Raw genomic sequence first — 25,599 nt, 5'->3', positions numbered from 1 at the left:
GGTTTCAACAATTTTCTGTGCCTCGATTCGAACGGTGGGGGTGAACCCCGCCCTACGACATCCGGTAATTCGGGCTTTCGCGGGTGATCTGGACGTCATGCACATGGCTTTCCTTCAGCCCAGCACCAGTGATCTTGACAAACTCGGCCTTGGTGCGCATCTCGTCCACCGTGGCGCAGCCGGTATAGCCCATGGCCGCCCGCAATCCGCCAACCAGCTGATGGATCACCGCACCGGCAGACCCTTTGTAAGGCACCTGCCCCTCGATCCCTTCGGGCACCAGTTTATCTGTCGCCGCGTCCTTCTGGAAATAGCGATCCGCCGAGCCCCGCGCCATCGCGCCAAGGCTGCCCATGCCACGGTAGCTTTTGAAGCTACGGCCCTGATATAGAATGACTTCTCCGGGGGATTCATCCGTGCCGGCCACCATGCTGCCCACCATGGCGCAATGGGCACCGGCGGCAACCGCCTTGGCAAAATCGCCGGAAAACTTGATGCCGCCATCAGCAATGATCGGCGTGCCGGACTCAGCTGCTCCACGCGCGCTGTCCATGATCGCGGTCAGTTGCGGCACCCCCACACCAGCGACGATCCGCGTGGTGCAGATTGACCCGGGACCAATGCCGACCTTGACCGCATCCGCGCCGGCGGCAATCAAGGCTTTGGTTGCACTGGCGGTGGCCACATTGCCCGCCACGATCTGCACGTCATTGGACAGGGTTTTGGCCCGTTCCACCGCCACAGCCACCCCTTCTGAATGACCATGCGCCGTGTCGATCACCACCATGTCCACGCCAGCCTCGACCAGTGCTTTGGTGCGCTCGAAACCGGCATCACCCACGGTGCTGGCGGCAGCCACACGCAGGCGCCCCAGATCATCCTTGCAGGCCTGCGGGTTCAGCACCGCCTGCTCCAGATCCTTCAGCGTCATCAGTCCGGTCAGCTTGCCCTGCCCGTCGGTGATCAACAGCTTTTCAATCCGGCGGGCCTGCATCAGGCTGCGGGCCTCGTGCAGATCGGCAGGTTCGTGCAGCAGTGCCAGATTGTCCGAACTCATCATCGCGGAAATCGGGGTTTTTTCGTCGGTGGCGAAACGCATGTCGCGGTTGGTGACAATCCCAACCACGCGGCCCGTTTCATCCACCACCGGAAAACCGGTGACGCGGTATCGGTCCTGCAAGGCCTTGGCATCGGCCAGGGTCTGATCAGGGGTCAGGGTGATCGGGTTGTAGACCACGCCGCTTTCAAACCGTTTCACACGGCGCACTTCTGTCGCCTGCTCCTCGATATCCAGATTGCGGTGGATCACGCCCATGCCACCCACCTGCGCCATGGCAATGGCCATTTTGGCCTCGGTCACAGTGTCCATGGCGGAACTGAGCAACGGGATATTCAGACGGATGGTTTTGGTCACTTGTGTGGACGTGTCGGCGGTGGAAGGCAGCACGTTTGACGCGGCCGGAACCAGCAGAACATCGTCAAACGAAAGGGCTTCGCGAATCTCCATGGGGAGCCTCCTTGCTAAAGCATCATTTGACGCGTCCCTATTGCATGGATTGCGCGCGGTGGGAAGCCCTGATTGTGGAATATCCTGAACTTCACACTGTATCTGGTGCCATAAACAGCGCCAAATCCCGCGCAAACAGATCATATAGTGCCGCCGCCACACGTCTGATCGGGCGTTCTTTGCGGCTGATATCATGGCTGACCAACCACTGGGTGTGACCCAATCCTTCGATGGTTTCCGAGCACCGTTGCAATCGCACATCCCCTTCTCCCACGAAACAGGGCAACACACACAGACCGGCGCCAGCGCAGGCCGACTCAAGCAAAGCGTGCGGCGTGTCGCAGGTTATAGAAGCGGGTCGTTCCAGATGCTGCGATAGCCAACGCGCAGAAACACCGGTCGCCGCCGCAGGGGTTGGCACCACCCAATCGCAAGTTTTCGCGCGTTGGGGTGTTCGCGCGTCTGGATGGGAGTCCAGATATGTCGGGGCTGCATAGAGCGCAAAATCAACGCGGCCAATTCGACGGCGTGCCAATCCCTGTTGCGAAGGCAGAACATTGCGCACCGCCAAATCTGCTTCGCGACGTGACAGATTAAGGAAACCGGCGCCCGAAAGAATATCAATACGCACAGCACCATCCATACTGTTCTGCAATGCGGCCAGATTTCGGGCGATATAGACACCGGTCCAATAGCCACAGGCAATCCGCACGCGCGGACGCGGATCTAGCCCCTCGCGCCACAACCCGATCTTGCGCGCGTGCTCTGCCATCGGCTCGACCTGTTCCAAAAGATCCTGCCCCGCGCCGGTCAATGTATACCCTTTAGCTTTGCGCTCAAAGAGTTGCACTCCTAATGCCCTTTCAAACTCGGATATTCGCCGGTTCAGAGTGGGTGCACTAAGCCCGGTTTCAGGTATCGCCGCTGACAGGCCTCCCGCTTTGGCGATGGCTAGAAACAGGCGGATATCGTCCCAATTTATCTTTCCATATTCAAAAGGCATATTTTGTATTTTCCCGTTTATCCTTGGATTAATACTGACAATAAGGGGTTTTATACGATCAAATTCAGAAACAATACAGAAATCGGGATATATACCAATGCCAGATAAATGCCAGTTCCTAATAACCTTCGAGGTTAATCAAAACAGCATTTCCAGTTTTGAAGACATGCTTGGCTCGGTTAAAATCGAGTTGCCAAAAGTTGCGGGATGCCAGAACGTCAATATTTTCAGGCACGATGGCCCTGAAAACAACAAATTCACATTGTTTGAAACGTGGGATTCAAAAGCCCTGCATCAAGATCATGTATTGCGTATGCAAGAGACCGGTCAATGGGCCGAAATCGAGAAAATGCTGACAAGGCAACCCACGGGGTGTTACCTGCTAACGCTTTAATCCAAAATAAAACCGAGCAGAAAGCGATCAACATCATGCTTCTGCTCGGTTAGGTTTCTGTTCAGGAACCAGAGTTCGGAACCTCGACCGAAAACCCCATACCGTACCAATTCTGCATACCACCACGGTAGTAATGCAGCTTTTCAGGTGGGTAGTTGATGGCAAGCAGGTTGCGGATGGCGGTCGGGGACTGCCCACACCAAGGGCCATTGCAAAACAGCATCAATTCTTTTGGATCGGTAAATTCCCATTCGCCAAATTCGGACTGTTTCCCGCCCAGCATGACCATCACGGAATCAAAGAATACATTTTCCTCGCTGGGAACGAATACGTTGAACGGCAGGTTCACAGCACCCGGAATGGTGCCCTTGTCATGCCAGTCGCTTGTGCGGGAATCGATCAGAAAACCTTTGCCGGTACTGACATATTCCTGAAGGAAGGACAAAAGCTCCAGTTCGCCAACCGTATTAACCCCTTCATGCACCTTCATAGGCTGCACACAAAATTTCGGACAGCTGCGCGAGGTTTTCGCATAGTCATCCGGAATCCGGTGATTTGGATCCTGGTTCCGGCTGATGACATATGTATTGCCGTTGAATGTATATTCTACATCCATGATGTCTGCTGTGATGCGCACTTCCTGGGCCGTTACCTGCAATGCACCGCAAAACAATGTCGCGATGACAGCTGTTGAAAGTTTTGTTGCCAATTTATGGCCCGCCAATATATTTTTCATTATTTGCATTTCCTTTACCTATTCACATATTACGATTTAATCGTTCGCTGCGCCTAATAACCGAATAATCCGGTCATGATTGCGGAGGAATTATGAACATTTTAAGACAATGCGAAATCATACCAGAAATACATCTAACAAACTGTTTTTAATCATTTATTATAGACTTCTGTCAGACATCCAAAGCAGAATAAACTGCTTGGAATGCCATTTTTGACAGCAATCTAATGGGTCTGTTAATGATATTCGACCGACAACCCCAAACCGGTCCAATCTTGCAATCCGCCACGGTACCAATGGAGCTTTTCCGGTGGGTAATTAATTGCCAAAAGGTTCTGGATCGCTTTGGGGGAACGCGAACAGGTTTTACCATTGCAAAACAGCATAAGGTCTTTTGGATTATTAAAAACCCATTCGCCAGAATCCGATTTTTCGCCACTTAGCATTGTCATTACTGAATCAAAAAATACGTTGTTCGGTTCCGGTAGAAAAACATCCGATGGAAGATTGACAGCCCCGGGGATCGTGCCCTTCTCGAAGTCCTTGGTGCCACGGGAATCTATCAAGAAACCTTTGCCCGTGCTGACATAATCTTGCAAGAATTGCAGCAGTTCCAATTCGCTTACTGTCTCAACATCCTTTTGAATAGACATCGGTTGAAGACAATGACTGGGGCATGGGCGCGAAGTCAGGGCGAACCGGTCTGGAATACGGTTATTCTGATCCTGATTGCGACTGATGACATATGTTTGGCCATTGAATGTATACTCGACTTCCATTGTGTCTTTTGTGATGCCAACATCCTGGGCAGTGGCCTGCAATGTGCCACAAAACAATGTTGCCATAACCGCTGTCGATAATTTAACAGCAAGCGTGCGACCCGCAAAAAAACCACTCATAATTACATTTCCTTATACTAGTTCACAATTCGCGTTTCCAATATTCACTCTGCCCTAGAATGGTGCAAAGCTGTCACGATTGCGGAGGAAATGTGCGGTTTTCATGATGAATGCAAAAACCTATCCAAAAGGATAGGCTTTTGTTTTCTTTCAGTAATTTTATTAATGCCAGTCAGGCTGTTGCCGCCCCGGATTTTCTGGACAGATCCCCGGTGACCCACTCCATTACAGTTCGGTAAACCATATAGAGAACCACAGGCGTGCCGATGACAAGCCCTGCATATACCCCGACTTCTGCCCAGATACCGTGCCCTTTGGCAACGGCCATAACCTGCACATTCAGGAACGCCGCAATCGGAAAGGTAAAGGCACCCCATACAGGCGTATAACCACCGCGCGTCATCCAGGGCAAAAGGAATATCAAACCAAAGGCGACAATGCTGCCAGCCCAGTAGAATACGGTAAATGCCGTATCGTACCCCAAAACACCGTACCCCAGTGCAAACAGGCACAAGGGCGCGAGAAAGATCATTACCGAGGGGCGCAGTTTATCCGGAACGGGATCGCGGCGGATTGTCAGTATGATGCCCGCAGTCACAATCACATAGGCCACAAGGGCTGCATCGATCAGCAACTCGCTCTCCCAGACATAGCCCAGCTGAACACCGGCCAGCGGACCCACCACAGGGCCAACGAAGGTCAGATACTGAAAGGTCGAGAAATGGCGCTTTTCAGGCGGCTCGTCCCAAATGGCATGCAATACGACCACACTTGCAATGATCTGCAGGATAACACCTGTCCACCAGACCAGAGGCACCGAAATACCAAATGGCAACAGCGCCGCCGCCAGCAACATCATCGACATTGCCATTGCCGCAATTCCGGCCCGGGCCGGTGCCGATCCCATATCTTCCAGCACAACTTTCGGGCGCGACATAAACTTTCGCAGATAAAACACAAAGAACCAGATGAAATAACCCGTTGATGCCGCCAGTAGTAAATGACCGATATCTTCGGAAATCTCTGGCATTACATGGGATGCATTGGTCCAGCCCAGAGCAAGGGACATAAACCCGAGACAAACAGGAAAAGCGGCAGGCGGTGTTTGCCGCCATAGGGGTGTTTCTAATAGCATTTGATCTCCAGTCAGCTGCATATTTCACGCGTAATGTTTTCACCCTAAGTGGAAATCGCTGTTTCGATCAAGCTTTTAGGTGCTTTGCCGCCCTCCCCTTTCTTTGACCTCATGGCGCCAAGGTCAGGAATTCCAGTATCGCCACCCTGCCCCGCGCCTGCTAGCCTTCGATCACATTTACAACCAAAGGACTTTTATTATGCGTTTCATTCCAGCCCTTTTGGCAGCCTCGGTTCTTGCCCTAGGCGCTTGCAAAGACAATTACGACGAGATTGGGAAATTTACTGTCGAACTGAATGGCAACAACATCGAGTTTGTCAGCGTCTTCGACAAAGAAAACGATTACAGCGGCATTCGCGCTATGTCCCCTGGCGGGGTTAAATTGCTGCTTATTGACGGATCTGCGGGGGATAAAGACGACGAATATGGCCTGCCGATCATCAGCATGTCACTGCAAGGCGGTGTTACCGGCGGCCCGTTGGACCTTATGTTTGTTCAAGTATTTGATGAATCATACGATACCATGCTGACGTCCGATGGCCCGAACGGTCAACACCGGATGGAAAACCTGCTGATTGGTGATGATGGCACCATCAGCTTTGATTTTTCGGCCGATCTGGAGCGGGTTGAAACCCAGAGCGAACAACCGGTTGCAGGCGCCAAGGGGGCCCATATCGAAGGCAGCTTTAGCGGCACAATTCCGGCCAGCGAACGGGAGGGCAACTGATGCAAAAGGCAATAGCGTTAGTCACAGCCCTACTGGCCTTCCCCGCATGGGCATCCGATTTTCCAAAGGGTTACGAAAGCATCGGCAAATACGAGTTGAGTGTGAATGGCACCCCTGTGACCCTAACCTCGGTCACATCCGAAGCCGACGAATACAGCGACCTGTACTTCACTTTTGGTGAAGCAATGGCAGGTGGCACTGTCACAAGCTATACCGTTCAGGCCACTGCGGGGTTGAAAGAATATAGCGAAGGGAAGCCGCCGGTTTTCTCGGTGGAATTTGACCTTGACCCGAAAACCGGCAACCTGATCCCTGTGCGCGTCATTCTGGTTGACCAGACCTGGGATACGCCGCTAGCGACCTACCCCTATGACAACCGCAAAAGTATCCGCGTTGATAACCTTGTTTTCCGCAACAACGGCAAAATCAGCTTTGACATCACAGCAGATTTGACCCGCCTGAACTGGGATACCTATAAGCCGGTTCAAGGAAGCGAACGTGTCAGGGTTCAGGGCCACTACAGTGGGAAATTCCCGAAATTCTTCCTTGAAAACCAGCGTATATTCGGGGACGACTGACACGCCGTTTTTCTAAGCGGTTTTATGACCAGTGGCTGCAGGGGCAGGTTTTTCTTTTGACGTTAATCTGATACGGGTCACGGCAAGCCCGATCGTGGAATTTTCGAAGGCCGGGTTTTATCCGACCGGGAAACTCGTCAAATAAGGATGCATGTTGATTATGAACCACCCTTCCCCCCTGTGGGGCCAACGATGAGCGCCGCCCTGCATCTGGCCAAAGCGGATGATCTGCCCCGCTTGCAATCCCTTGTCGCCGCCTTTCACGCACAAGAGGGGATAGCCCAGACCGATGAGGACCGCACAGCGGCCCTGACCCCGCTGCTCGAGGGTATACCGCATGGCGCTGCCTATCTGATCGGGCCAAAGAACGGGCCGGTGGGTTATATCGTGGTGTCCTTTGGCTATTCTGTGGAAATGGGCGGGATCATCGGGTATATCGACGAATTCTACATCCGCGAAAACGTGCGCGGGCGGGGCATGGGTGGCGAGGTGCTACGCACCCTGATGCCGGCCTTGGCCGACTATGGCGTCAAGGCGCTGCATCTGGAAGTGATGCACGACAACGAGGGGGCAAAACGACTGTATTCGCGGCTGGGGTTTACGGCCCGCGACGACTATCGCCTGATGACACGGCGGTTTTAGAGGTTTGCCCCGACATAAGCCCCGAAATCTTTGAAAGATTTCGGCCGTTTTCTTTCAAAGAAAACGAAGGAGCGACAACCGAAAGGCTGCCGCACCCCTGTTCAGGACACCGGCTCAGGCCAGATCGAAACGATCCGCATTCATCACCTTGGTCCAGGCTGCAACAAAATCCCGCACAAACGCGGCTTCGTTATCAGCCTGTGCGTATACCTCGGCCAAGGCGCGAAGCTGTGAATTGGCGCCAAACACAAGGTCAACCCGGGTGGCCGTCCATTTCACCTTGCCGCTGGCCCTGTCCTGCCCTTTAAATAGCTCGGTTGACTCTTTGGCCGGCACTCATTCGGTGTCCATATCCAGCAAATTGACAAAGAAATCATTGCCAAGCCTGCCAGGGTTATCCGTGAACACCCCATGCTTACTGCCATCATAATTTGCTCCCAGCACGCGCATCCCCCCGACCAGAACCGTCATTTCCGGTGCGCTCAGCTTCAGCAACTGCGCCTTGTCGATCAGCAGTTCCTCGGCCGAAATCGCGCAGGGCTTTTTCAGGTAGTTGCGAAAGCCGTCCGCAAAGGGTTCCAACACGGACATCGAGTCAACATCGGTCTGCTTCTGCGTTGCATCCGTGCGCCCCGGGGTGAAAGGCACGTCAATATCATGCCCGCCCTCCTTTGCCGCCTGTTCAATCGCTGCATTGCCCGCCAACACGACCAGATCGGCCAACGAAATCTTTTGGCCGCCCTTTTCTGACGTGTTGAAATCTGCCTGAAGACCCTCCAGCACTTTCAGCACTCTGGCCAGCTATTCGGGGTTGTTCACCTGCCACCCTTTCTGTGGGTCCAGACGAATGCGCGCACCGTTGCCCCCCCCCCCGCATATCAGACCCGCGGAAGGTCGAGGCAGACGCCCATGCAGTGGAAACCAGTTCCGCAACCGTCAAACCCGAAGTCAGGATTTTACCTTTCAGATCGGCGATATTATCATTGTCTACTAGATCATAATCAACTGCGGGCACCGGATCCTGCCAGATCAGCTCCTCGTCCGGTACTTCGTCCCCCAGATATCGGACACGCGGCCCCATATCGCGATGGGTTAATTTAAACCACGCGCGAGCAAAAGCATCGGCGAATTCTGCGGGGTTTTCATGAAAGCGTCTGGAAATCGGCCCATAGACCGGATCCATCCGCATTGCATATCGGCGGTGGTCATAATTGTGGTGACTTTGGCCCCCTTGCCATCCACAGTCGGGGCTTTGTCGTCTTCGGTCACACCAACCGGCACCCATTGCCAGGCACCTGCATGGCTTTTGACCAGATCCCAGTCATACCCGAACAGCAGGTCAAAGTATCCATTGTCCCAAGTGGTCGGCTTGGCCGTCCAGGCCCCCTCAATGCCGCTTGAAATTGTATCGGGGCCGTGGCCAGTGCCATAATCGCTTTTCCAGCCAAGCCCCATTTGTTCAATCGGGGCCGCCTCGGGTTCAGGGCCGACTTGTGCCGCATCCCCTGCCCCATGGCATTTACCAAAGGTATGGCCACCAGCCACCAGCGCCACGGTTTCCTCGTCGTCCATCGCCATACGGGCGAATGTTTCGCGGATGTCCAGACCCGAGGCCAACACGCTGGGTTGCCCGTTCGGCCCTTCGGGGTTCACATAGATCAACCCCATCTGCACTGCGGCCAGCGGGTTGTCCAGCTCGCGCTCGCCGGTATAGCGTTGGTCGCCCAGCCATTCGGTTTCTTCGCCCCAGTAGATATCCTCTTCGGGCTCCCAGATGTCCTCGCGTCCACCGGCAAAGCCGAAGGTTTTGAAGCCCATCGATTCCAGCGCACAATTGCCCGCAAGGATCAGCAGATCGGCCCAGGAAATGCTGTTGCCATATTTCTGTTTGACGGGCCAAAGCAGCCGACGGGCCTTATCAAGGCTTACATTGTCAGGCCAGCTGTTGACCGGGGCAAACCGCTGGTTTCCGGTTCCCGCTCCACCGCGGCCATCCCCCGTTCGATAGGTGCCCGCACTGTGCCAGGCCATGCGGATAAAAACGGCCCGTAATGCCCGTAATCGGCTGGCCACCAGTCCTGACTGTCATTCATCAACGCATAAATGTCTTTTTTCAACGCCTTCAGGTCAAGTTTACCAAACGCTTTTGCATAATTGAAATCCTTGGCCATCGGGTTTCCAGCATCGGAGTTCTGGTGCAGAATCTTCAGGTTCAACTGGTTCGGCCACCAGTCCCGGTTTGATCTATCCCCTATTTTCGTCGCCCCGTGCGCAACCGGGCAGCGCCCCATTTGACCCATATCATTTCCGTCCATTTGATCCTCCTGTTGATTATTCGCTGATCAAAACTGGCCCCATGAACCGGTTTTGTTGATCCGGTAGAAAGGTAGCAAACCCCTTCCATTAATAATATTTATATATTTCTATAGTTACCATTAATTTTTCTAATGGTCTAAAGCGGCTATCCCCGCTGTTGCACCGGCGGGTCGTTCCAACTTATAGTCATGGGGCAGCGAACGGGGGCGATCAGCCCCCTTGCCCCAAGGACCCCACATGCCCCTGAGCATCCCCTTTGACAACTCTTACGCCCGACTGCCGGATCAGTTTTACGCCCGCATCGGCCCCTCGCCTGTGGCAAACCCGAAACTGGTGGCGCTGAACGAAACTCTGGCGCGGGAACTGGGGATAAAGGCGGGCGAATTGCGCGCGCCTGCCGGTGTGGCCGTGCTGTCGGGCAGCGCCATCCCTGACGGGGCCGATCCGCTGGCACAGGCCTATGCCGGCCATCAGTTCGGCGGATGGTCCCCGCAACTGGGCGACGGGCGCGCGATGCTGCTGGGCGAGGTGCTGGACGCAAATGGCACACGGCAGGACATCCAGCTAAAGGGCTCGGGCCGCACCCCGTTTTCGCGGGGCGGCGACGGGCGGGCGTGGCTTGGCCCCGTGCTGCGCGAATATGTGGTGAGCGAGGCCATGGCAGTCCTGAACATCCCCACCACCCGCGCGCTGGCGGCCGTCACCACGGGCGAAGATGTGATGCGCGAAACCGCCCTGCCCGGTGCCGTATTGACCCGCGTTGCCAGCAGCCACATCCGCGTTGGCACCTTCCAGTATTTCGCAGCGCGGCAAGACACCGAAGCGTTGCAAGCCCTGACGGATTACACCATCAAGCGCCACTACCCCGACGCAAAAAACCCGATGGACCTGCTGCAAGCGGTGATCACCGCGCAGGCCAGTCTGATTGCCCGCTGGATGGGCATCGGCTTTATCCATGGGGTGATGAACACCGACAACACCCATATCGGCGGCCTCACCATCGATTACGGCCCTTGTGCGTTCATGGATACCTACCACCCCGCCCGCGTCTATTCCTCGATCGACCGCGCGGGGCGCTATGCCTTCAACCAGCAGCCAGAAATCATCGTATGGAATCTAGCGCAACTGGCCACCAGCCTGATCCCGCTGATGGGGGACGAGGCCGCCGCCGTTAAACAGGCCACCGAGGCCCTGCACGGGTTCCGAGACCAGTTTCTGGCGTTCTGGATCACCGAACACCGCGCCAAACTGGGCCTGAAACGCGCTATGGCGGGGGATGATGAACTGGTGATTGACCTGCTGGACCGCATGGCGCAGGGGCAGGCCGATTTCACCAATACCTTCCGCGCTTTGGCGGATGGAAACGCCCGCGACCAGTTCCTTGATCCGGCGCTCTATGACGGTTGGCACAAACGCTGGCAGGCCCGTCTGGCGCAGGAGGGAACGGATTGGGCGCAGCAACAAGCCCTGATCCGCGCCACCTCCCCTGCGCTGATCCCGCGCAACCACCGGATAGAACAGATGATCCAGGCCGCCGTGACCGGCGATTACGCCCCGTTTGAACGGCTGATGGCAGCACTGGCGCAACCCTACGAGGATGTGGCGGACTATGCGGATTTGCGGCGACCACCGACCGAGGACGAAAAGGTGCAGCAGACATTTTGCGGGACATGAAGCTACTTTCGCCCCCTTTCCGTCTGGCGCAAACACCGGCCGCCGATGTGATCCGAGCGGACGCAATGTCTGAAATTGTTCCGCTAGAAACTATGTCAAGTCTGTCAAGGTCAGAAGTTCCGGTGATACTAATAAATACCAAACCCGGTCGAGCCGGGTAAGTTGGCAACACCACTATGACCTGGGCGGTCTTGCGGGGTTCCGTAAAACCCTTCTAATGTAATCTCTCCCAAACCCGTTTTGAGAGATGATACATTGTCTCCCGGAGCCCAATACCAAGTACCACCAATCTGTCCCATAGTTTTTGCTACCTCACTCTATTTCTTTAACAATCCGAAATCCGAATGACTGGAGACGAAGCGTTTCCGCGATCCCCGTGCGCCATGCGACACGCGCGCGGAACATACCTCTTGAAAACGCACCCCCTCGACGCACCCGATCACAGCTATCATCGACGCTTTGTATTAACCACTCACGCGTTGTCCCCCACACTGGAAGGTGTTTTGTATCAGCCGGATAGCAGGACAGTGTGATCTCACCGACATTCCCTGACATATGCCGTAGTCCCCACGGATTTGCTGCATCAAGTTCGTCAACCGGCACAGGATGGCCCAACGTCCGAAGGTCGAGCCGTTCCTGCTGAAGTTCTAATTCTGTAAACTCTCCCGAAATATTTGCTTGTTCAGGTCTTGGCTCGAAGCCTTGCGCAAACCGACTTGTTGTCCCGGCCCGTGCCGCATATTCCCATTCCGCCTCGGTCGGTAGCCTGTAAGCGTCAGTGCCAAGCTTTTGGTTGAGCCATTGCGTGTAGGCCACTGCATCCAGATAGGAAACTCTATTGAGGGGGTATCGCCCACTAAGGAGAAGCTTTTTGGGATTACCCGTAACCGCAGCAATATCTATTTCCGACGGCGTATGGATGAATCGAGGGTCAGTCAGTGCGCGCTTGATTCCCTCAAGCGTGCCATTCGGGCCTATAGTGTCAGGTGGAGTATACCCGCCACACCCGCCGTCGTTTACGCATGCCATCCACTCGTCAAATGTAACCTCATTCTTTCCCATAGCGATGCGAATATCGACAACAACTCTGTGTTGGGGGCCTTCATTCTCTGGTACAAAAGGATTTTCGGGGGTGGCACGTTGCATGCCCTGTCCAGTAAAGTAGGCAATGGCTCTGAATTCATCATCCGGCGCGCCCATCATAAATTCCCCGAGCGGCAACTCGACCATTTCCGGGCACACATCACAGTCGCGAAAAACCTTCAGCGGTTCAGCGCTAACACCAGAAGAAAATAGCGGTGTAATGAGTATCGCTAAGAATAATGCCTTCATCTAAACCTCACAAATATCAAACCCTACCTCTTGCGCCGCCGAAACAGCCGCCGGTTCTTGCTCACAAACTCGCGGATCATCCCCGCCAGCCCGCTTTTGTCACGCCCCTGCAAAAACCCGTAACCGGCCCAGGCCCCGATAAAAGCGCCGATCACGTCGACGATCAGGTCCCACATGGTATCAATCAAGCCGGATTTCTGCATGTTCAGACCGAATATCTGGTCCATGGCGAACTCGAAAATCTCCCACATCACACCGATGCTGACGGCAATTGCAAAGGCCATAAAGGACAGCGCCCAGGGCGGGGCGGCATAGCGGTCGCCCTCGAACAGGATGAACACAAAGATAAACCCGATCAAGCCGAACCCCAGTGCCGAGCCGCCATGCAGCAGCACATCCCACCACCAGTATTTCTCATAGAAATCAAAGGCCTCGCCCAGATAGACGGTGCCAAATATGAACAACACAATCCCGGCGAAAAAGCGCACCGGCAGGCGGATGTGGAAGCGGTCGGCAAAGATCATCGGAGCCAGTGACAGCGACAGGGTGGCCAACGCGATGAACGCCAGCGAATATCGCCCCTCAAACATCGAGACCACAAATTCCAGCGCCAATACGGCCCAGATCAGGTAGACGACATAGCTTTGCTTGCCCAGTTTCATAGCTTGATGATATGTCGCGCAGCCCTTGGCTTCAATGATTGTGAAAACCGGTTATATAGCGGGTATGACACAGCAGTTTCGCATCGCTTCCTATAATCTGCGCAAATGCGTTGGCCTTGACCGCCGGCGCACCCCGTCGCGCAGTCTGGAGGTGATCAACAGCATCGGCGCCGACATTGTTGCCCTGCAAGAGGCCGACCGCCGTCTGGGAAAACGCCCCGCCGCCCTGCCCGCCGATATGGTGCGCGCCTATAGCGATTTTGTGCCGCTGGTGCTGGACGAGACCGGCGTGTCGCTGGGTTGGCACGGCAATGCGGTGCTGGTGCGTGAAGGGCTGGAGGTTGGCGCGATCCAGCGATTGTCCCTGCCCGGGCTGGAGCCACGCGGTGCGGTGGTGGCCGATATTGGCCCGCTGCGACTGGTGGCGGTGCATCTGGGGCTGATCCGGCGTTACCGGCTGGAACAGATGACGGCGATACTGGCCGCCCTTGCCCCCCTCCCCGCGCGGCCCACGGTGATCACCGGCGATTTCAACGAATGGTCACCGGCTAAGGGGATGGAGCCGCTGAAAGAGCAGTTCACCATCCACGCCCCCGGCCTGTCCTTCCACGCCGCCCGCCCCGTGGCCGCGCTGGACCGGTTCGCGATTGATCGCGGCGTGCATATGAAAACCGCAGGCGTGGTGCAAACACCGCTGTCACGGCGGGCGTCGGATCACCTGCCGGTCTGGGCGGATGTGGTGGTGGATTAGGGCACGGCTTGTGGGGCGCGCACCGGTCTATTCACCAGCAATATCCCCCCCGCCACCAGAACCAGCGACAGGATCAGCGAGGGGCTGAGGGTCTCGCCCAGCAACAGCCAGCCCATAAACACCCCGAAAATCGGCGTCAGAAAGCTGAACGAGGCCACCGAGGACGCCGGATAGATCGACAGCAGCCGCAGCCAGAAGATAAACCCCGCCGACACCACCACCACGATCTGGAAGCCCAGCCCCCACAGGTGGACCGGTTCCAGATCCCGCACCAGCGGCCCGAACAGCGGCGCCACCGCCAGCAGGATCGGGGCCGAAACCAGCACCTGCCAGAACACCTGCATTTCCGCCCGCACTTCGGACAGGCGGGTTGCGCGGGCAACCAGTGTGATCCCCGCCCAGCCGAATGCCGCACCCAAGGCGAACAGATCGCCTGTCAGGCTGCCTTCGCCACCTGATCCGCGCGAAATGATGGCCCAGGACACACCGGCAAACGCCATCAACAGCCCCGCCGCCTTGATCGGCGTGATCCGTTCCCCCGGCATCAGGAAATGCGCGGCAATCGCCAGCCAGACGGGCATGGAGTAAAAGATCACCGTGGTGCGGGTGACGCTGGTCAGATCCAGCGCCATGAACAGGCAGATAAATTCGAATGCAAAAACCACGCCCATCAGGATACCGGCGCCGATGGTTCCCGGTTTGAAATCCAGCTTGCGCCCGCGCAGTCGGATCCACAGCCAGACGCAGAAAATCACCCCGAGCGAGCGCAATCCGGCAAAGAACACCGGTTGCAAGCCGCCGTTTACCACTTTGATCACCACCTGATTAAACCCCAGCAGCACCGAAAACCCGATCAGGGAAATCGCGCCGAACATGTCGATATTTGGTTTGCGTTGCATCAGGCCTCCGGCTTTTTCGTCAACAGCGCACGGTCGGGCCGATCTTGCAAGTTCCATTTTGCATGGCGGGTGTGATAGGAAGCCATGAAACGCAATTGGGGACAGACCGAATGACACTACTGCAAATCGCTTCGCTACTGATCGTGCTGGCCGGTGCCTTTGGCGCGTTCAACTATCTGTTCCTGAAACTGCCCCCTTCGATCGGCATCCTGATCGTGGCTTTTCTGGCGTCTTTGGCGGTGATGGGGGTGGATTACGCCCTGCCGCATTGGGGCATGGCCGACAAGGTGCGCGGCATTGTCGAGGAGATCGAGTTCTCGTCCTCGCTGTTGGAAGGTATGTTGGGTCTGTTGCTGTTTGCCGGTGCACTGCATGTAAAGATGAGCGATCTTCGGCGCGAATGGGTGTTGGTGGCCTTGATGGCCACCGTTGGCGTGGGCCTGTCGACGGCCGTCATTGGCGTTGGCTTTAGTTGGCTGACAGGGATGCCGTTGATCGTGGCGCTGGTGTTTGGCGCGCTGGCTTCGCCGACCGATCCGGTGGCAGTGCTGGGGGTGTTGCGGTCGGCCAATCTGAAGAAATCGATGGAAACCAAGATCGCGGGCGAAAGCCTGTTCAACGATGGTGTGGCCTATGTGGTGTTTCTGGTGCTGGTGGGCATGGCGTTTCCAACAGGTGGCGAGGCCCATGCATCAGGACTGGTAAGCGCCTTGAAACTGTTCGGACAAGAGGCCATCGGCGGCGCGGTCCTGGGCGGGGTTCTGGGCTGGCTGACCTTTCGGGTGATGCGGCTGATTGACGACTATTCGCTGGAGGTGCTGATCACGCTGGGGCTGGCGTTTGGCGGATACGAGCTGGCAGTTTACCTGCATATGTCCGCACCGATCATGGCGGTTGTGGCGGGGTTGTTCATCGGCGATGTCGGCATGAAACACGGCATGAGCGAGGAAACCCGCAGATACGTCAATGCCTTCTGGAAACTGATCGACGAAATCCTGAATGCGGTGCTGTTCCTGATGATCGGCTTCGAGGTGTTCGCCGTGGCCTTCAACACGGACGCCATCACCGCCGGTGTCGGGGCAATCGGGCTATCACTGGTTGGCCGTCTGGTGGCGGTTGTCGTGCCGGTCCTGATGCTGGAACCGTTCCGCGACTTTTCCAAAGGGGTGATCCCGATCATGACATGGGGCGGGTTGAAGGGCGGTATTTCGGTGGCGCTTGCCCTGTCCCTGCCCGCCAGCGAGTGGAAACCGCTGATATTGGCGGCGACCTATATTCTGGTGATGTTCTCGATCATCGTGCAGGGGTTGACGGTGGGACCGCTTGCGAAAAAGGTCGGGCGGGAACCGGAGTTGGTTTAGGGCAAGACATCAAAAAGCCCCGGACATGATCCGGGGCCTGTTTTGTTTGTCGTTTGTAGCAGGTCCCGCATCAAGTGCGGGACAGGCATCAGGTGCGGGACAGCGCGAAAATCAATACCCGCCCTTGCGCCGGCTTTCTGGAAGGCCGGCAATGCGACCGCCCTGTTTGGATGGATCCAACGGGAACAATTTATACAAATCCCCCTGCTTGATCTTTTCACCCCAGGCCGCCGACATCGCCTTGATGATCGCGCGGGTGTTGGGCTGAACCTGACCATTGTCGAAATATTCCTCGCGCAGGTAATTCATCACGTCCCAGTGGCGGTCTGTCAGTTCGATATTTTCCAGTTCGGCCATGTGTTTGCCCATGTCCTCGGACCAGTCTTCCTGATTGACCAGATAGCCGTTGTCGTCGGTTTCGATTGTTTTGCCGTCAAATTCAAATGACATTTTGCACTCCCTGTTTCGTCGCGCTGGTTGGTTTTGATTACATTCAATTATCATAATGTATGCCATCCATCAAGCATTTGACGCCCCCAAGCTGACCTTTCGTCAGGAAATTTCCCCTAAAGGGTTTGGTAATTTTGTGTCATAAAGGGGGTGAAACGTATCAGTAACCAGGGAGAATACCATGAGTCTTATGAAAACACTGGCCAAAGTGGCCCTCGGTGTAGCCGTCGCAAAAGGCGTTGGCGCAATGGCAAGCAAAGGGCGCACCAGCCAAGCAAGCAGTGGCGGTGGTTTGCTGGATGCCTTGACCGGTGGTGGCGGGGCCTCTCAGGCACAAGCAGGGGGCGGGTTGCAGGATATGCTTGGTTCACTTCTGGGTGGCGGGCAGCAACAGGCGGGGCCGTCGGCCGGTGGTCTGGGCGGTCTGCTGGACGGTCTGAGCGACGCCAGCCAGCCCCACGGCGGGGTGCGCTCCAGCCGGGGCAATGCCAGTGGCGGGTTGAATGATCTGCTGGCCGGAATGGGCGGGCAAAGCGGTGGCCTTGGCGGGTTGCTGGGCGGTCTGGCCAAAGGCGGCGGTGGTGATCTGGGCGGATTGCTGGGTGGATTGATGGGCGGCGCAGCGGCGACAGCAGCGGCAGCCCCCAAAGCAAAATCAACCGGCAAAGACAAATCCGCCAACAAGCAAAAAGGGTTTGGTGACAAGCTGAACCAGTCCCTGCTGGCCGGAGATGAACCGGACGAGGCGCCAAGCCCCGAGGAGGAATTCGCCGCAGGTCTGATGCTGAAGGCGATGATCCAGGCGGCGAAATCGGACGGCAAAATCGATGATTCCGAACGCGAGAAACTGTTGGGCCAACTGGGCGATATATCTCCGCAGGAACGCGATTTCGTCAACGCGGAATTGGCGGCACCGATTGATGTAAACGGGTTGGCCGATCAGGTGCCAAACGGCATGGAAGCACAGGTTTATGCAATGTCGATCATGGGCATTGATCTGGATAACCGCAACGAAGCGCAGTACCTGCATGATTTTGCCACAGCACTGGGTCTGGACAAACGCGGCGTGAACCATATCCACGCACAACTGGGCGTGCCGTCGATTTACGGATAAAACAGCAAACCCGAAACACCGCCCCGCGCATGGCTTGCACGGGGCGGTTTTCTTTGACTTAGAGCATGTCGCGCCAAATCGAATTCATCCGGCCGGGCGAACGCACCTGTGTTGCAGGCGCTGCCTCGCCCTGCCGGATAAATGCTTGATACCGATCAGGCGCGACACGCTATAATTAAACCATTAAACCGGTTTAGTGGATCTGTTTTCACCAGATACTGCATTGTTTTAATTATAATTTTCAACATCAAGAACATTAAAAACGCACCCGTTTTCCCGACAAAATATCGGGCTGGAGCCTTGCAAGGTTTTCCCTTATCCTTGCCAAAAACCCGATCAGGACCACTGCAATGCCAGAAACCATCATCGCCAAATGCGAACGCAGCGGGCTGCGCATGACCGAACAGCGCCGCGTGATTGCCAATGTGCTGGAAGACGCCCATGACCACCCCGATGTCGAGGCGCTCTATACCCGCGCCAGCGCGATTGATCCGCGCATCTCCATCGCCACGGTTTACCGCACCGTCAAACTGTTCGAGGAAGCGGGCATTCTGGACAAACACGAATTCGGCGATGGCCGCGCGCGGTATGAATCGGCGGATCGGGAGCATCACGACCACCTGATCGACATGAACTCGGGTCAGGTGATCGAATTTTGCGACCCCGAAATCGAAGCCCTGCAGGAAAAGATTGCCCAGAAACTGGGTTACAGGCTGAAAGGGCACCGTCTGGAACTCTACGGCGTGCCGATCAAGAAGTGACACACGCCAAAGCCAACCTGCGCGGCATTGCCCTGATGATTGCGGCAATGGCGGGGTTCACCCTGACCGACAGCTTTATCAAGGCCGCCTCGCAGGATCTGCCGGTCGGACAACTGCTGGCGCTGGCCGGTCTGTTGGGCGGCAGCATTTTTGCCCTGATGACCCGCGCACAGGGGCATGCGGTGATCACGCGGGAATTCCTGCTGTGGCCGGTGATGCTGCGCAACCTTAGCGAAATCATCGGCACCATTTGCTATGTCACGGCCTTGTCAAAAATCGATCTGTCCGTGGCTTCGGCGATCATTCAGGCCACCCCGCTGGCCGTGACCCTTATGGCGGTGGTGTTTATTGGCGAAACCGTCCACTGGCGGCGATGGACGGCGATAATCATCGGATTTTCCGGCGTGCTGATCATCCTGCGGCCCGGTGGAATTACCTTTGATTACAACATGCTGTGGGCTGTTGCGGGGCTGTTTGCGCTGGCGATGCGCGATGTGGCCACCCGCATGGTGCCAAAAGATATGCCCACCCTGCGGGTGTCGACCTATGGCATGTCGATGTTGCTGCCGGCGGGGCTGTTCCTGATGGCGCTTGGCCAGACCCCGCTGCCGATGAGCCTGCTGAACTGGGGGCAAGTGGCGGGTTTTGTGCTGGTCGGTGTGGCAGGCTACTGGGCGATCACCGCGGCGATGCGGCTGGGCGATGTGTCGGTCGTGGCCCCGTTCCGCTATTCGCGCATTATTTTTGCCCTGATTATCGGCGCCATCGTCTTTGGCGAACGCCCCGATTTCTGGACCCTGTTTGGCGCAACCGTCACCATCGTCGCCGGAATCTATACATTCATGCGGGAAAGACAGTTAAACCGGTGCCGTTAGCGCTATCAGTCCCTGTTTACTTTCGCCCATTTGCTGTTATAGCTACCGCGAAACCGACAGCAGCAAGGACACCCCCGAAATGAACACCATCATCGACATTTTCGCCCGCGAAATTCTGGACAGCCGGGGCAACCCGACCGTCGAAGTGGATGTTATTCTGGAAGACGGCACAATCGGCCGCGCGGCGGTGCCTTCGGGGGCCTCGACCGGTGCCTATGAAGCGGTGGAAAAACGCGATGGTGATGCCGGCCGTTATGGCGGCAAGGGCGTGCTGGGGGCGGTTGCCTCGGTCAACGGTGAAATCGCCGAGGAACTGGTCGGCATGGACGCGAGCGAACAGGAAAACATCGACGCGATGATGATTGAACTGGACGGCACCCCGAACAAATCGCGTCTGGGCGCCAACGCCATTCTGGGCGTGTCGCTGGCCGTGGCCAAAGCCGCCGCCGATGATGCCGCGCAACCGCTGTTCCGCTATGTCGGCGGCACCGCGGCCCGCGTTCTGCCGGTGCCGATGATGAACATCATCAACGGTGGCGAACACGCAGACAACCCGATCGACATTCAGGAATTCATGATCATGCCGGTGGCCGCCGAAAACATCCGCGACGCCATCCGCATGGGGGCCGAGGTGTTCCACACCCTGAAAAAAGAACTGTCAGCCGCCGGTTTCAACACCGGTATCGGCGACGAGGGCGGCTTTGCCCCTGCCCTGTCATCCACCCGCGACGCGCTGGATTTCATCCTGAAAGCGATTGAAAAGGCAGGCTACAAACCCGGCCAAGACATCTATCTGGCCCTGGATTGCGCCGCCAGTGAATATTACGTCGATGGCAAATACGAAATGAAAGGCGAGGGCAAAAGCCTGACCGCCGCCGAAAACGTCGCTTATCTCGAGGCGCTGGTGGCTGATTACCCGATCGTCAGCATCGAGGACGGCATGAGCGAGGATGACTGGGACGGCTGGGTCGCCCTGAACGCCGCACTGGGTGACAAAATCCAGCTGGTCGGTGACGATCTGTTCGTCACCAATCCCGAGCGTATCGCCACGGGTATCGAGAAAAAGGCAGCCAACTCGCTTCTGGTAAAAGTCAATCAAATCGGCACCTTGTCGGAAACTCTTGAAGCTGTTGAAATGGCCCACCGTGCCGGCATGACCTGCGTGATGAGCCACCGCTCCGGCGAAACCGAAGACGCCACCATCGCCGATCTGGCGGTTGCCACCAACTGCGGCCAGATCAAAACCGGTTCGCTATCGCGCTCGGACCGGCTGGCGAAATACAACCAGTTGATCCGCATCGAGGAGATGCTGGGCGAAAGCGCCAAATATGCCGGACGTTCGGTTTTGAAATAACACTCTGGCGCAACCACCCACGGTTGCGCCCATCTTACCCACCTTGGGGCAGGCGCTATTCTGCCGGTTTGGCGAAATGCTCCGCTTGTAAGCAAACCCGTTTCGCGGCACTATCCAGCATAGATTCCATTACGCTCTGGTATTTTCAGGAGTTCCAATTGCATAAATCCCTGCTTGTTCTTGCCCTGCTCACCTCGGCATGTGTTGTTCCGATCCCTGAAACACAGGCAATGAAGGATGCCCGTGTTCCGGTGCTGCCTGCAAACCCCTGCGAAACCAAAAGCACCGGTAAGTGCAATTACATCAATGCACCCGTTGTGCTGCAATCCAAACCGATCCGGCTAAAGGACCGGCCCTTGCCATTCTTCCGGACCGCGCGTGAAATCGAATTCGTAGATGCACGGCCAAACAAATGGGTCGCGCCGCGCAATACGCTGACCGATGGGGCCTCGATCCCGAAAATGTTTTTCAAATTGATCGGCACCCCGCGCAGCAAAGAATTCATCAACGCCGCCACCTTGCATGATGCCTATTGCGGGGTCGGTAATGAAACCCTGCCGCAATATCACTCGGATATCTGGCAAAACGTGCACAGGATGTTCTACGATGCCTTGCGGGTTGACGGCACACCGGCAACCAAGGCCAAAATCATGTATGCGGCCGTCTATCTGGCCGGTCCCCGCTGGAACATGCCCGGCACAGCCCCCAAAGTGCGGGCCGTACCCGGCCTGATGGTTCTATCGGCACCACTCACAAACGGCCCCCCCAACACCCCGCTGCCCAAGCTGATACCGGAAGACATGCTGATCAAGGCGATGCAAGAAGCAATCCTGTACATTAACAAAACCAATCCGTCGCTAAGACGGCTGGAAACCTACCTTCGCAAAAGCGAACTGGGCATGCTGGCACAGGTCAGCAAGGGGGCGGCGGACAGCAACCAGACCAGTGCCAATTCCAGCTCTGCCAATTACTAGACAAACCAATGCAGCAAACCGCAAACCGTATCATCCAGCAGCTAAACCTGTCCCCCCACCCCGAGGGCGGACATTACCGGCAAACATGGATCGCCGATGCCACCGATGGCACCCGCCCCGACGGCACCGCAATCCTGTTCCTGCTGAAAGCCGGCGAAGTCAGCCGCTGGCACCGGATCGACGCGGTTGAAATCTGGCACTTCTATGCGGGTGCGCCATTAACCCTCAGCATGGCCGAAACCAAAGCCGGCCCTGCCCGCGATTTCACCCTCGGACCGGATGTTCTGAACGGCCAGTCCCCGCAGTTGATCGTGCCCACCCACCACTGGCAAGCCGCGCGCAGCACCGGCGACTATACATTGGTCGGCTGCACCGTTTCCCCCGCATTTAGGTTCGAAGGGTTCGAGATGGTCGACGCAGGGTTCGAAATTCCTATATAGGTCAGCAAAGCAGAACATTATCCGCGTAACCTATTGTAATTGCCCAATTACACCCCATATAATGGGTATGAATAATGGATTTAAAATATGGTTCAAAGTTCATTTTCTTGGAAACCTTCCTTCCTCCAGGGATGTTCTAATGTTGCTTGCCGTGATGGGTTTTGTTGCATTCAAAGGTTTGAAATATCTACAATCACCGGAAAATCTGGGTTACCAAGGTGCCGAAATAACCTCTATCGAAGTGGATAAACGGGTCGGGATGCAGGGGTATGATTACACCGTCATCCTGACGAATGGAATAAAAGTGCACGTGCGCAATTCCGACTGGCAGCCTGATCGCGATGTCGGCGGCAAGGTGTGCCTGCGCCGCATCCATGACCGCTTCCATAATCGTGAATGGTATGAATTCGGGATGCAATATCACTGTGCCCCGAACAAAGGGTGGTTATAAGTCTACCCCCTAGGTTATATTGCCCGGTCTGCCGACCTTGCCACCACCAACCGCCGCCGCCACACCGGTGGTCATCGGCGCCGAAGTCGGTAGGCCCCGCATCACCCGCACCGCCAGATAGGCGAAGGCCTGTGCCTCCAGCATATCACCGTCCAGCCCCACCTCCTCGACCGGCAAGACCGGACATTTCAACACCCCGGCCAGCAGCGCCATCAGCACCCGATTGTGCCGCCCGCCACCACAGACCAGCACCCGCTCTGGCGGCACGGGGCAATGTTCCATCCCCTTGCCCACCGAGGCTGCGGCAATCGCGGTCAGCGTGGCCACTGCATCGGCATCGCTATGGCCGGATACCTGTTGCAACAGATCGCCAAATTTGTTCCGGTCCAGCGATTTCGGCGGAACCTGATGGAAATACCCCCGCTTCAAAAACGCCCGCACCAGCGCCATATCGACCACCCCCTGCGCCGCCAACTGCCCGTCGCGGTCACAGTCCTGCCCCAACCGCTGTGCCACCAGATCATTGATCGGCGCATTGGCGGGGCCAGTGTCAAACGCCAGCAGCGCGCCCTCTTCCTCGGGCGCGGATTTCGAGGGGTCCACCCATGTGACATTGCCCACACCGCCAAGGTTCAAAAACACCAGCGGCGCATCGGCCTTGATCCATTTGGCGCAGGCAAAATGGAAAAACGGTGCCAGCGGGGCGCCCTGCCCGCCCATCTCCACATCGCTGCTGCGATAATCCCAGACCACCGGTTTGTTCAGCAATTCCGCCAGCCGCTGCCCGTCGCCCGCCTGATGGGTGCCACGCCCACCCGGATCATGCGCCAGTGTCTGGCCGTGAAACCCCACCAGTTCTGCCTTTTTGAAACCGGACAGAACCTCGGCATGTATGGCCTCGACCAATTCGGTTGCCGCCTCGACACCCGCGTCCCCGGGCCATTTGCCAAAGGCTGCGGAAATCACCTGCCGGTCCTTGTCCGAATAGGGTTGATAGGCGGTTTCGCCAAACTCGAAAATCGCTTTGCCATCGGTCAGCAGCATCGCCGCATCCACCCCGTCAAGCGAGGTGCCCGACATCGCCCCAAGCGCCCAGACCGGTCCTGTTTTCAACATCCTCTTTCCCTTCGCCGCTGTCCCCGATATATCAGGGCGCAACGCACATGAGAACGGATATTTGATACCATGACCTACCACGCCAAATCAGAGTTTATGCGGGTGATGCTGGAACGCGGCTTTGTCGCCGATTGCACAGATTACCAGGCGCTTGACGAAGCCCTGACCGCAGGCGTGGTGCCGGCCTATATCGGCTTTGACGCCACCGCCAAATCGCTGCATGTGGGCAGCCTGATCCAGATCATGATGCTGCGCTGGTTGCAGAAAACCGGCCACAAACCGATCGTTCTGATGGGCGGCGGCACCACCAAGGTGGGTGATCCGTCTTTCCGCGCCGATGAACGCCCCCTGCTGACCGAGGATCAGATCAACGCCAATATCGCCGGCATCAAACAGGTGTTTTCCGGCTATGTCGCTTTTGGCGATGGCGAGACGGACGCAAAAATGGTCAACAACGCCGAATGGCTGGATGATCTGAACTACCTGTCGTTCCTGCGCGACATCGGGCGGCATTTTTCGGTCAACCGGATGCTGGCGTTTGAATCGGTGAAATCGCGGCTGGACCGTGAACAGTCGCTGTCCTTCCTTGAATTCAACTATATGATCCTGCAAGCCTATGATTTCCTTGAGTTGAACCGCCGCTATGGCTGTTTGCTGCAAATGGGTGGCTCGGACCAGTGGGGCAATATTGTCAACGGGATTGATTTGACCCGCCGCGTGCTGGACAACCAGATTTTCGGCCTGACCACCCCGCTGCTGGAAACCTCGGACGGCAAGAAGATGGGCAAATCGCAGGACGGCGCGGTCTGGCTGAATGCCGACATGCGCTCCCCTTACGAATTCTGGCAATTCTGGCGCAACACCACCGATGCCGATGTCGGCCGCTTCCTGAAACTGTATACCGAACTGCCGGTCGAGGAATGCGACCGCCTTGGCGCACTGGAAGGGGCCGAGATCAACGCGGCCAAGATCCGCCTTGCCAACGAGGTCACCACACTGGCCCATGGGGCCGAGGCCGCCAGAACAGCCGAAGCCACCGCGCGCGAAGTGTTCGAGAAAGGCGGCGTGGGCGATGACCTGCCCACCCTTTCCCTAAGCGCGGACGATATCGGCGACGGCATTTCCATCGTGCAACTGTTCGTCAAATCCGGTCTGGCCAAATCCGGCAAGGACGCCAAACGCCTGATCAATGAAAACGGCGCCAAGATGAATGACGAACCGGTCACAAGCGCCGGCCATATGATCACAACTGCCGATCTGGCCACACCGGTCAAACTGTCGGCAGGAAAGAAACGTCATGCGTTGGTTTCTTTGACCGACGGTTAGAAACACGGGCATTGCATTTACGCAACGTCAAGTAAATAAGACGGACAACATGCCGCTGGCCCTTTGCACGCAAGCTGTATCCGGCATATAATACACTTGCATTACTTGCTATTTTTAAAAAA

25 protein-coding genes and 1 pseudogene are annotated in these 25,599 nt (G+C 56.5%); 15 read left to right on the top strand and 11 right to left on the bottom strand.

The features are described from left to right. Window positions 1-52: 52 nt before the first annotated feature. Together guaB and BAR1_RS06575 are read right to left on the bottom strand one after the other, a co-directional pair. A complete protein-coding gene (gene guaB / locus BAR1_RS06580; protein WP_118942282.1) occupies window positions 53-1,507 on the bottom strand; it encodes an IMP dehydrogenase in 1,455 nt (484 codons plus the stop codon). Window positions 1,508-1,598: 91 nt separating this feature from the next. After that, complete coding sequence (locus tag BAR1_RS06575; RefSeq protein WP_118942281.1) at window positions 1,599-2,510, bottom strand: LysR family transcriptional regulator; 912 nt, start codon at window positions 2,508-2,510, stop codon at window positions 1,599-1,601. 97 nt (window positions 2,511-2,607) lie between these two features. Between BAR1_RS06575 and BAR1_RS06570 the strand changes: the two genes are divergently transcribed. Next, a complete protein-coding gene (locus BAR1_RS06570; RefSeq protein WP_118942280.1) occupies window positions 2,608-2,904 on the top strand; it encodes a putative quinol monooxygenase in 297 nt (98 codons plus the stop codon). 61 nt (window positions 2,905-2,965) lie between these two features. On the opposite strand, the gene BAR1_RS06565 is transcribed toward BAR1_RS06570, so the two are convergent. The 3 genes from BAR1_RS06565 to BAR1_RS06555 form a co-directional block, all read right to left on the bottom strand. Then, on the bottom strand, window positions 2,966-3,640 hold the full coding sequence (locus BAR1_RS06565; protein WP_228408772.1) for a rhodanese-like domain-containing protein: 675 nt from the start codon (window positions 3,638-3,640) through the stop codon (window positions 2,966-2,968). Window positions 3,641-3,876: 236 nt separating this feature from the next. Further along, window positions 3,877-4,539, bottom strand: a complete 663-nt coding sequence (locus tag BAR1_RS06560) for a rhodanese-like domain-containing protein (protein ID WP_118942279.1) — start codon at window positions 4,537-4,539, stop codon at window positions 3,877-3,879. A gap of 172 nt (window positions 4,540-4,711) precedes the next feature. Beyond that, window positions 4,712-5,674: a TDT family transporter gene (locus BAR1_RS06555; protein ID WP_228408769.1), complete on the bottom strand. Its 963-nt coding sequence runs from the start codon at window positions 5,672-5,674 to the stop codon at window positions 4,712-4,714. A 199-nt stretch (window positions 5,675-5,873) separates the two neighbouring features. On the opposite strand from BAR1_RS06555, the gene BAR1_RS06550 reads away from it, so the two are divergent. The 3 genes from BAR1_RS06550 to BAR1_RS06540 all read left to right on the top strand — a co-directional run bounded on the left by BAR1_RS06550 (window position 5,874) and on the right by BAR1_RS06540 (window position 7,621). Beyond that, window positions 5,874-6,401 carry a hypothetical protein gene (locus BAR1_RS06550; protein WP_118942277.1) on the top strand — a complete coding sequence of 176 codons (528 nt, stop codon included), beginning with the start codon at window positions 5,874-5,876 and terminating at the stop codon, window positions 6,399-6,401. Then, complete coding sequence (locus BAR1_RS06545; protein ID WP_118942276.1) at window positions 6,401-6,979, top strand: hypothetical protein; 579 nt, start codon at window positions 6,401-6,403, stop codon at window positions 6,977-6,979. Before BAR1_RS06550 ends, BAR1_RS06545 begins: the two co-directional genes overlap by 1 nt. 192 nt (window positions 6,980-7,171) lie before the next feature. After that, window positions 7,172-7,621, top strand: coding sequence for a GNAT family N-acetyltransferase (locus tag BAR1_RS06540; protein ID WP_118944374.1), 450 nt, complete (start codon window positions 7,172-7,174; stop codon window positions 7,619-7,621). 114 nt (window positions 7,622-7,735) lie between these two features. Here BAR1_RS06540 and katG read toward each other — a convergent pair. Next, a pseudogene (gene katG / locus BAR1_RS06535) lies at window positions 7,736-9,936 on the bottom strand (catalase/peroxidase HPI). Window positions 9,937-10,174: 238 nt separating this feature from the next. Between katG and BAR1_RS06530 the strand changes: the two are divergent. Beyond that, window positions 10,175-11,611, top strand: a complete 1,437-nt coding sequence (locus BAR1_RS06530; protein WP_118942275.1) for a protein adenylyltransferase SelO — start codon at window positions 10,175-10,177, stop codon at window positions 11,609-11,611. Between the two features lie 312 nt (window positions 11,612-11,923). On the opposite strand, the gene BAR1_RS06525 is transcribed toward BAR1_RS06530, so the two are convergent. Then, window positions 11,924-12,943: a formylglycine-generating enzyme family protein gene (locus tag BAR1_RS06525; protein WP_118942274.1), complete on the bottom strand. Its 1,020-nt coding sequence runs from the start codon at window positions 12,941-12,943 to the stop codon at window positions 11,924-11,926. A 23-nt stretch (window positions 12,944-12,966) separates the two neighbouring features. Next, window positions 12,967-13,605, bottom strand: a complete 639-nt coding sequence (locus BAR1_RS06520) for a hypothetical protein (protein WP_118942273.1) — start codon at window positions 13,603-13,605, stop codon at window positions 12,967-12,969. Between the two features lie 64 nt (window positions 13,606-13,669). Between BAR1_RS06520 and BAR1_RS06515 the strand changes: the two genes are divergently transcribed. Next, complete coding sequence (locus BAR1_RS06515) at window positions 13,670-14,356, top strand: endonuclease/exonuclease/phosphatase family protein (protein ID WP_118944373.1); 687 nt, start codon at window positions 13,670-13,672, stop codon at window positions 14,354-14,356. Here BAR1_RS06515 and BAR1_RS06510 read toward each other — a convergent pair. Further along, complete coding sequence (locus BAR1_RS06510; RefSeq protein WP_118942272.1) at window positions 14,353-15,255, bottom strand: DMT family transporter; 903 nt, start codon at window positions 15,253-15,255, stop codon at window positions 14,353-14,355. The genes BAR1_RS06515 and BAR1_RS06510 overlap by 4 nt on opposite strands. A 110-nt stretch (window positions 15,256-15,365) precedes the next feature. On the opposite strand from BAR1_RS06510, the gene BAR1_RS06505 reads away from it, so the two are divergent. Beyond that, window positions 15,366-16,616 carry a cation:proton antiporter gene (locus BAR1_RS06505; RefSeq protein ID WP_118942271.1) on the top strand — a complete coding sequence of 417 codons (1,251 nt, stop codon included), beginning with the start codon at window positions 15,366-15,368 and terminating at the stop codon, window positions 16,614-16,616. Between the two features lie 111 nt (window positions 16,617-16,727). Here the strand turns inward: BAR1_RS06505 and BAR1_RS06500 are convergent, their stop codons facing one another. Next, complete coding sequence (locus BAR1_RS06500) at window positions 16,728-17,066, bottom strand: TusE/DsrC/DsvC family sulfur relay protein (RefSeq protein WP_118942270.1); 339 nt, start codon at window positions 17,064-17,066, stop codon at window positions 16,728-16,730. Between the two features lie 181 nt (window positions 17,067-17,247). On the opposite strand from BAR1_RS06500, the gene BAR1_RS06495 reads away from it, so the two are divergent. From BAR1_RS06495 to BAR1_RS06465, 7 genes are all read left to right on the top strand, one after another. Next, window positions 17,248-18,180, top strand: a complete 933-nt coding sequence (locus BAR1_RS06495; RefSeq protein ID WP_118942269.1) for a DUF533 domain-containing protein — start codon at window positions 17,248-17,250, stop codon at window positions 18,178-18,180. 350 nt (window positions 18,181-18,530) lie between these two features. Then, window positions 18,531-18,941, top strand: coding sequence for a Fur family transcriptional regulator (locus BAR1_RS06490; RefSeq protein ID WP_118942268.1), 411 nt, complete (start codon window positions 18,531-18,533; stop codon window positions 18,939-18,941). Next, a complete protein-coding gene (locus BAR1_RS06485) occupies window positions 18,938-19,816 on the top strand; it encodes a DMT family transporter (protein WP_228408767.1) in 879 nt (292 codons plus the stop codon). The genes BAR1_RS06490 and BAR1_RS06485 overlap by 4 nt, the downstream gene beginning before the upstream one ends. A gap of 79 nt (window positions 19,817-19,895) precedes the next feature. Next, window positions 19,896-21,170 carry a phosphopyruvate hydratase gene (eno, locus tag BAR1_RS06480; protein WP_118942267.1) on the top strand — a complete coding sequence of 425 codons (1,275 nt, stop codon included), beginning with the start codon at window positions 19,896-19,898 and terminating at the stop codon, window positions 21,168-21,170. 158 nt (window positions 21,171-21,328) lie between these two features. Then, a complete protein-coding gene (locus BAR1_RS06475) occupies window positions 21,329-22,144 on the top strand; it encodes a DUF1353 domain-containing protein (RefSeq protein WP_118942266.1) in 816 nt (271 codons plus the stop codon). A gap of 8 nt (window positions 22,145-22,152) precedes the next feature. Beyond that, window positions 22,153-22,584 (top strand): cupin domain-containing protein, encoded by a 432-nt coding sequence (locus tag BAR1_RS06470; RefSeq protein WP_118942265.1) that lies wholly within the window; start codon window positions 22,153-22,155, stop codon window positions 22,582-22,584. A 139-nt stretch (window positions 22,585-22,723) separates the two neighbouring features. Then, window positions 22,724-23,035, top strand: coding sequence for a hypothetical protein (locus BAR1_RS06465; RefSeq protein WP_118942264.1), 312 nt, complete (start codon window positions 22,724-22,726; stop codon window positions 23,033-23,035). A 9-nt stretch (window positions 23,036-23,044) separates the two neighbouring features. Here the strand turns inward: BAR1_RS06465 and BAR1_RS06460 are convergent, their stop codons facing one another. Then, window positions 23,045-24,151, bottom strand: a complete 1,107-nt coding sequence (locus BAR1_RS06460; protein WP_118942263.1) for an anhydro-N-acetylmuramic acid kinase — start codon at window positions 24,149-24,151, stop codon at window positions 23,045-23,047. Window positions 24,152-24,220: 69 nt separating this feature from the next. Between BAR1_RS06460 and tyrS the strand changes: the two genes are divergently transcribed. Beyond that, complete coding sequence (gene tyrS, locus BAR1_RS06455) at window positions 24,221-25,477, top strand: tyrosine--tRNA ligase (protein WP_118942262.1); 1,257 nt, start codon at window positions 24,221-24,223, stop codon at window positions 25,475-25,477. The last annotated feature ends 122 nt before the right edge of the window (window positions 25,478-25,599 follow it).

The sequence above is a fragment of the Profundibacter amoris genome, from assembly GCF_003544895.1.
GTDB classification, from domain to species: domain Bacteria; phylum Pseudomonadota; class Alphaproteobacteria; order Rhodobacterales; family Rhodobacteraceae; genus Profundibacter; species Profundibacter amoris.
Note: the sequence above shows the minus strand (reverse complement) of the source record. Positions and strands in the feature narration are given on the sequence as shown.

Excerpts from the sequence above, each read along its gene's own strand:
- BAR1_RS06525 (WP_118942274.1), bottom strand. The coding sequence starts at position 12,943 with ATGAAGGCATTATTCTTAGCGATACTCATTACACCGCTATTTTCTTCT.
- BAR1_RS06545 (WP_118942276.1), top strand. The coding sequence starts at position 6,401 with ATGCAAAAGGCAATAGCGTTAGTCACAGCCCTACTGGCCTTCCCCGCA.
- BAR1_RS06520 (WP_118942273.1), bottom strand. The coding sequence starts at position 13,605 with ATGAAACTGGGCAAGCAAAGCTATGTCGTCTACCTGATCTGGGCCGTA.
- BAR1_RS06555 (WP_228408769.1), bottom strand. The coding sequence starts at position 5,674 with ATGCTATTAGAAACACCCCTATGGCGGCAAACACCGCCTGCCGCTTTT.
- BAR1_RS06550 (WP_118942277.1), top strand. The coding sequence starts at position 5,874 with ATGCGTTTCATTCCAGCCCTTTTGGCAGCCTCGGTTCTTGCCCTAGGC.
- BAR1_RS06565 (WP_228408772.1), bottom strand. The coding sequence starts at position 3,640 with ATGAAAAATATATTGGCGGGCCATAAATTGGCAACAAAACTTTCAACA.
- BAR1_RS06495 (WP_118942269.1), top strand. The coding sequence starts at position 17,248 with ATGAGTCTTATGAAAACACTGGCCAAAGTGGCCCTCGGTGTAGCCGTC.
- BAR1_RS06505 (WP_118942271.1), top strand. The coding sequence starts at position 15,366 with ATGACACTACTGCAAATCGCTTCGCTACTGATCGTGCTGGCCGGTGCC.
- BAR1_RS06575 (WP_118942281.1), bottom strand. The coding sequence starts at position 2,510 with ATGCCTTTTGAATATGGAAAGATAAATTGGGACGATATCCGCCTGTTT.
- BAR1_RS06540 (WP_118944374.1), top strand. The coding sequence starts at position 7,172 with ATGAGCGCCGCCCTGCATCTGGCCAAAGCGGATGATCTGCCCCGCTTG.
- BAR1_RS06510 (WP_118942272.1), bottom strand. The coding sequence starts at position 15,255 with ATGCAACGCAAACCAAATATCGACATGTTCGGCGCGATTTCCCTGATC.
- BAR1_RS06515 (WP_118944373.1), top strand. The coding sequence starts at position 13,670 with ATGACACAGCAGTTTCGCATCGCTTCCTATAATCTGCGCAAATGCGTT.
- BAR1_RS06465 (WP_118942264.1), top strand. The coding sequence starts at position 22,724 with ATGTTGCTTGCCGTGATGGGTTTTGTTGCATTCAAAGGTTTGAAATAT.
- BAR1_RS06500 (WP_118942270.1), bottom strand. The coding sequence starts at position 17,066 with ATGTCATTTGAATTTGACGGCAAAACAATCGAAACCGACGACAACGGC.
- guaB (WP_118942282.1), bottom strand. The coding sequence starts at position 1,507 with ATGGAGATTCGCGAAGCCCTTTCGTTTGACGATGTTCTGCTGGTTCCG.
- BAR1_RS06490 (WP_118942268.1), top strand. The coding sequence starts at position 18,531 with ATGCCAGAAACCATCATCGCCAAATGCGAACGCAGCGGGCTGCGCATG.
- BAR1_RS06570 (WP_118942280.1), top strand. The coding sequence starts at position 2,608 with ATGCCAGATAAATGCCAGTTCCTAATAACCTTCGAGGTTAATCAAAAC.
- BAR1_RS06460 (WP_118942263.1), bottom strand. The coding sequence starts at position 24,151 with ATGTTGAAAACAGGACCGGTCTGGGCGCTTGGGGCGATGTCGGGCACC.
- BAR1_RS06470 (WP_118942265.1), top strand. The coding sequence starts at position 22,153 with ATGCAGCAAACCGCAAACCGTATCATCCAGCAGCTAAACCTGTCCCCC.
- BAR1_RS06560 (WP_118942279.1), bottom strand. The coding sequence starts at position 4,539 with ATGAGTGGTTTTTTTGCGGGTCGCACGCTTGCTGTTAAATTATCGACA.
- tyrS (WP_118942262.1), top strand. The coding sequence starts at position 24,221 with ATGACCTACCACGCCAAATCAGAGTTTATGCGGGTGATGCTGGAACGC.
- eno (WP_118942267.1), top strand. The coding sequence starts at position 19,896 with ATGAACACCATCATCGACATTTTCGCCCGCGAAATTCTGGACAGCCGG.
- BAR1_RS06530 (WP_118942275.1), top strand. The coding sequence starts at position 10,175 with ATGCCCCTGAGCATCCCCTTTGACAACTCTTACGCCCGACTGCCGGAT.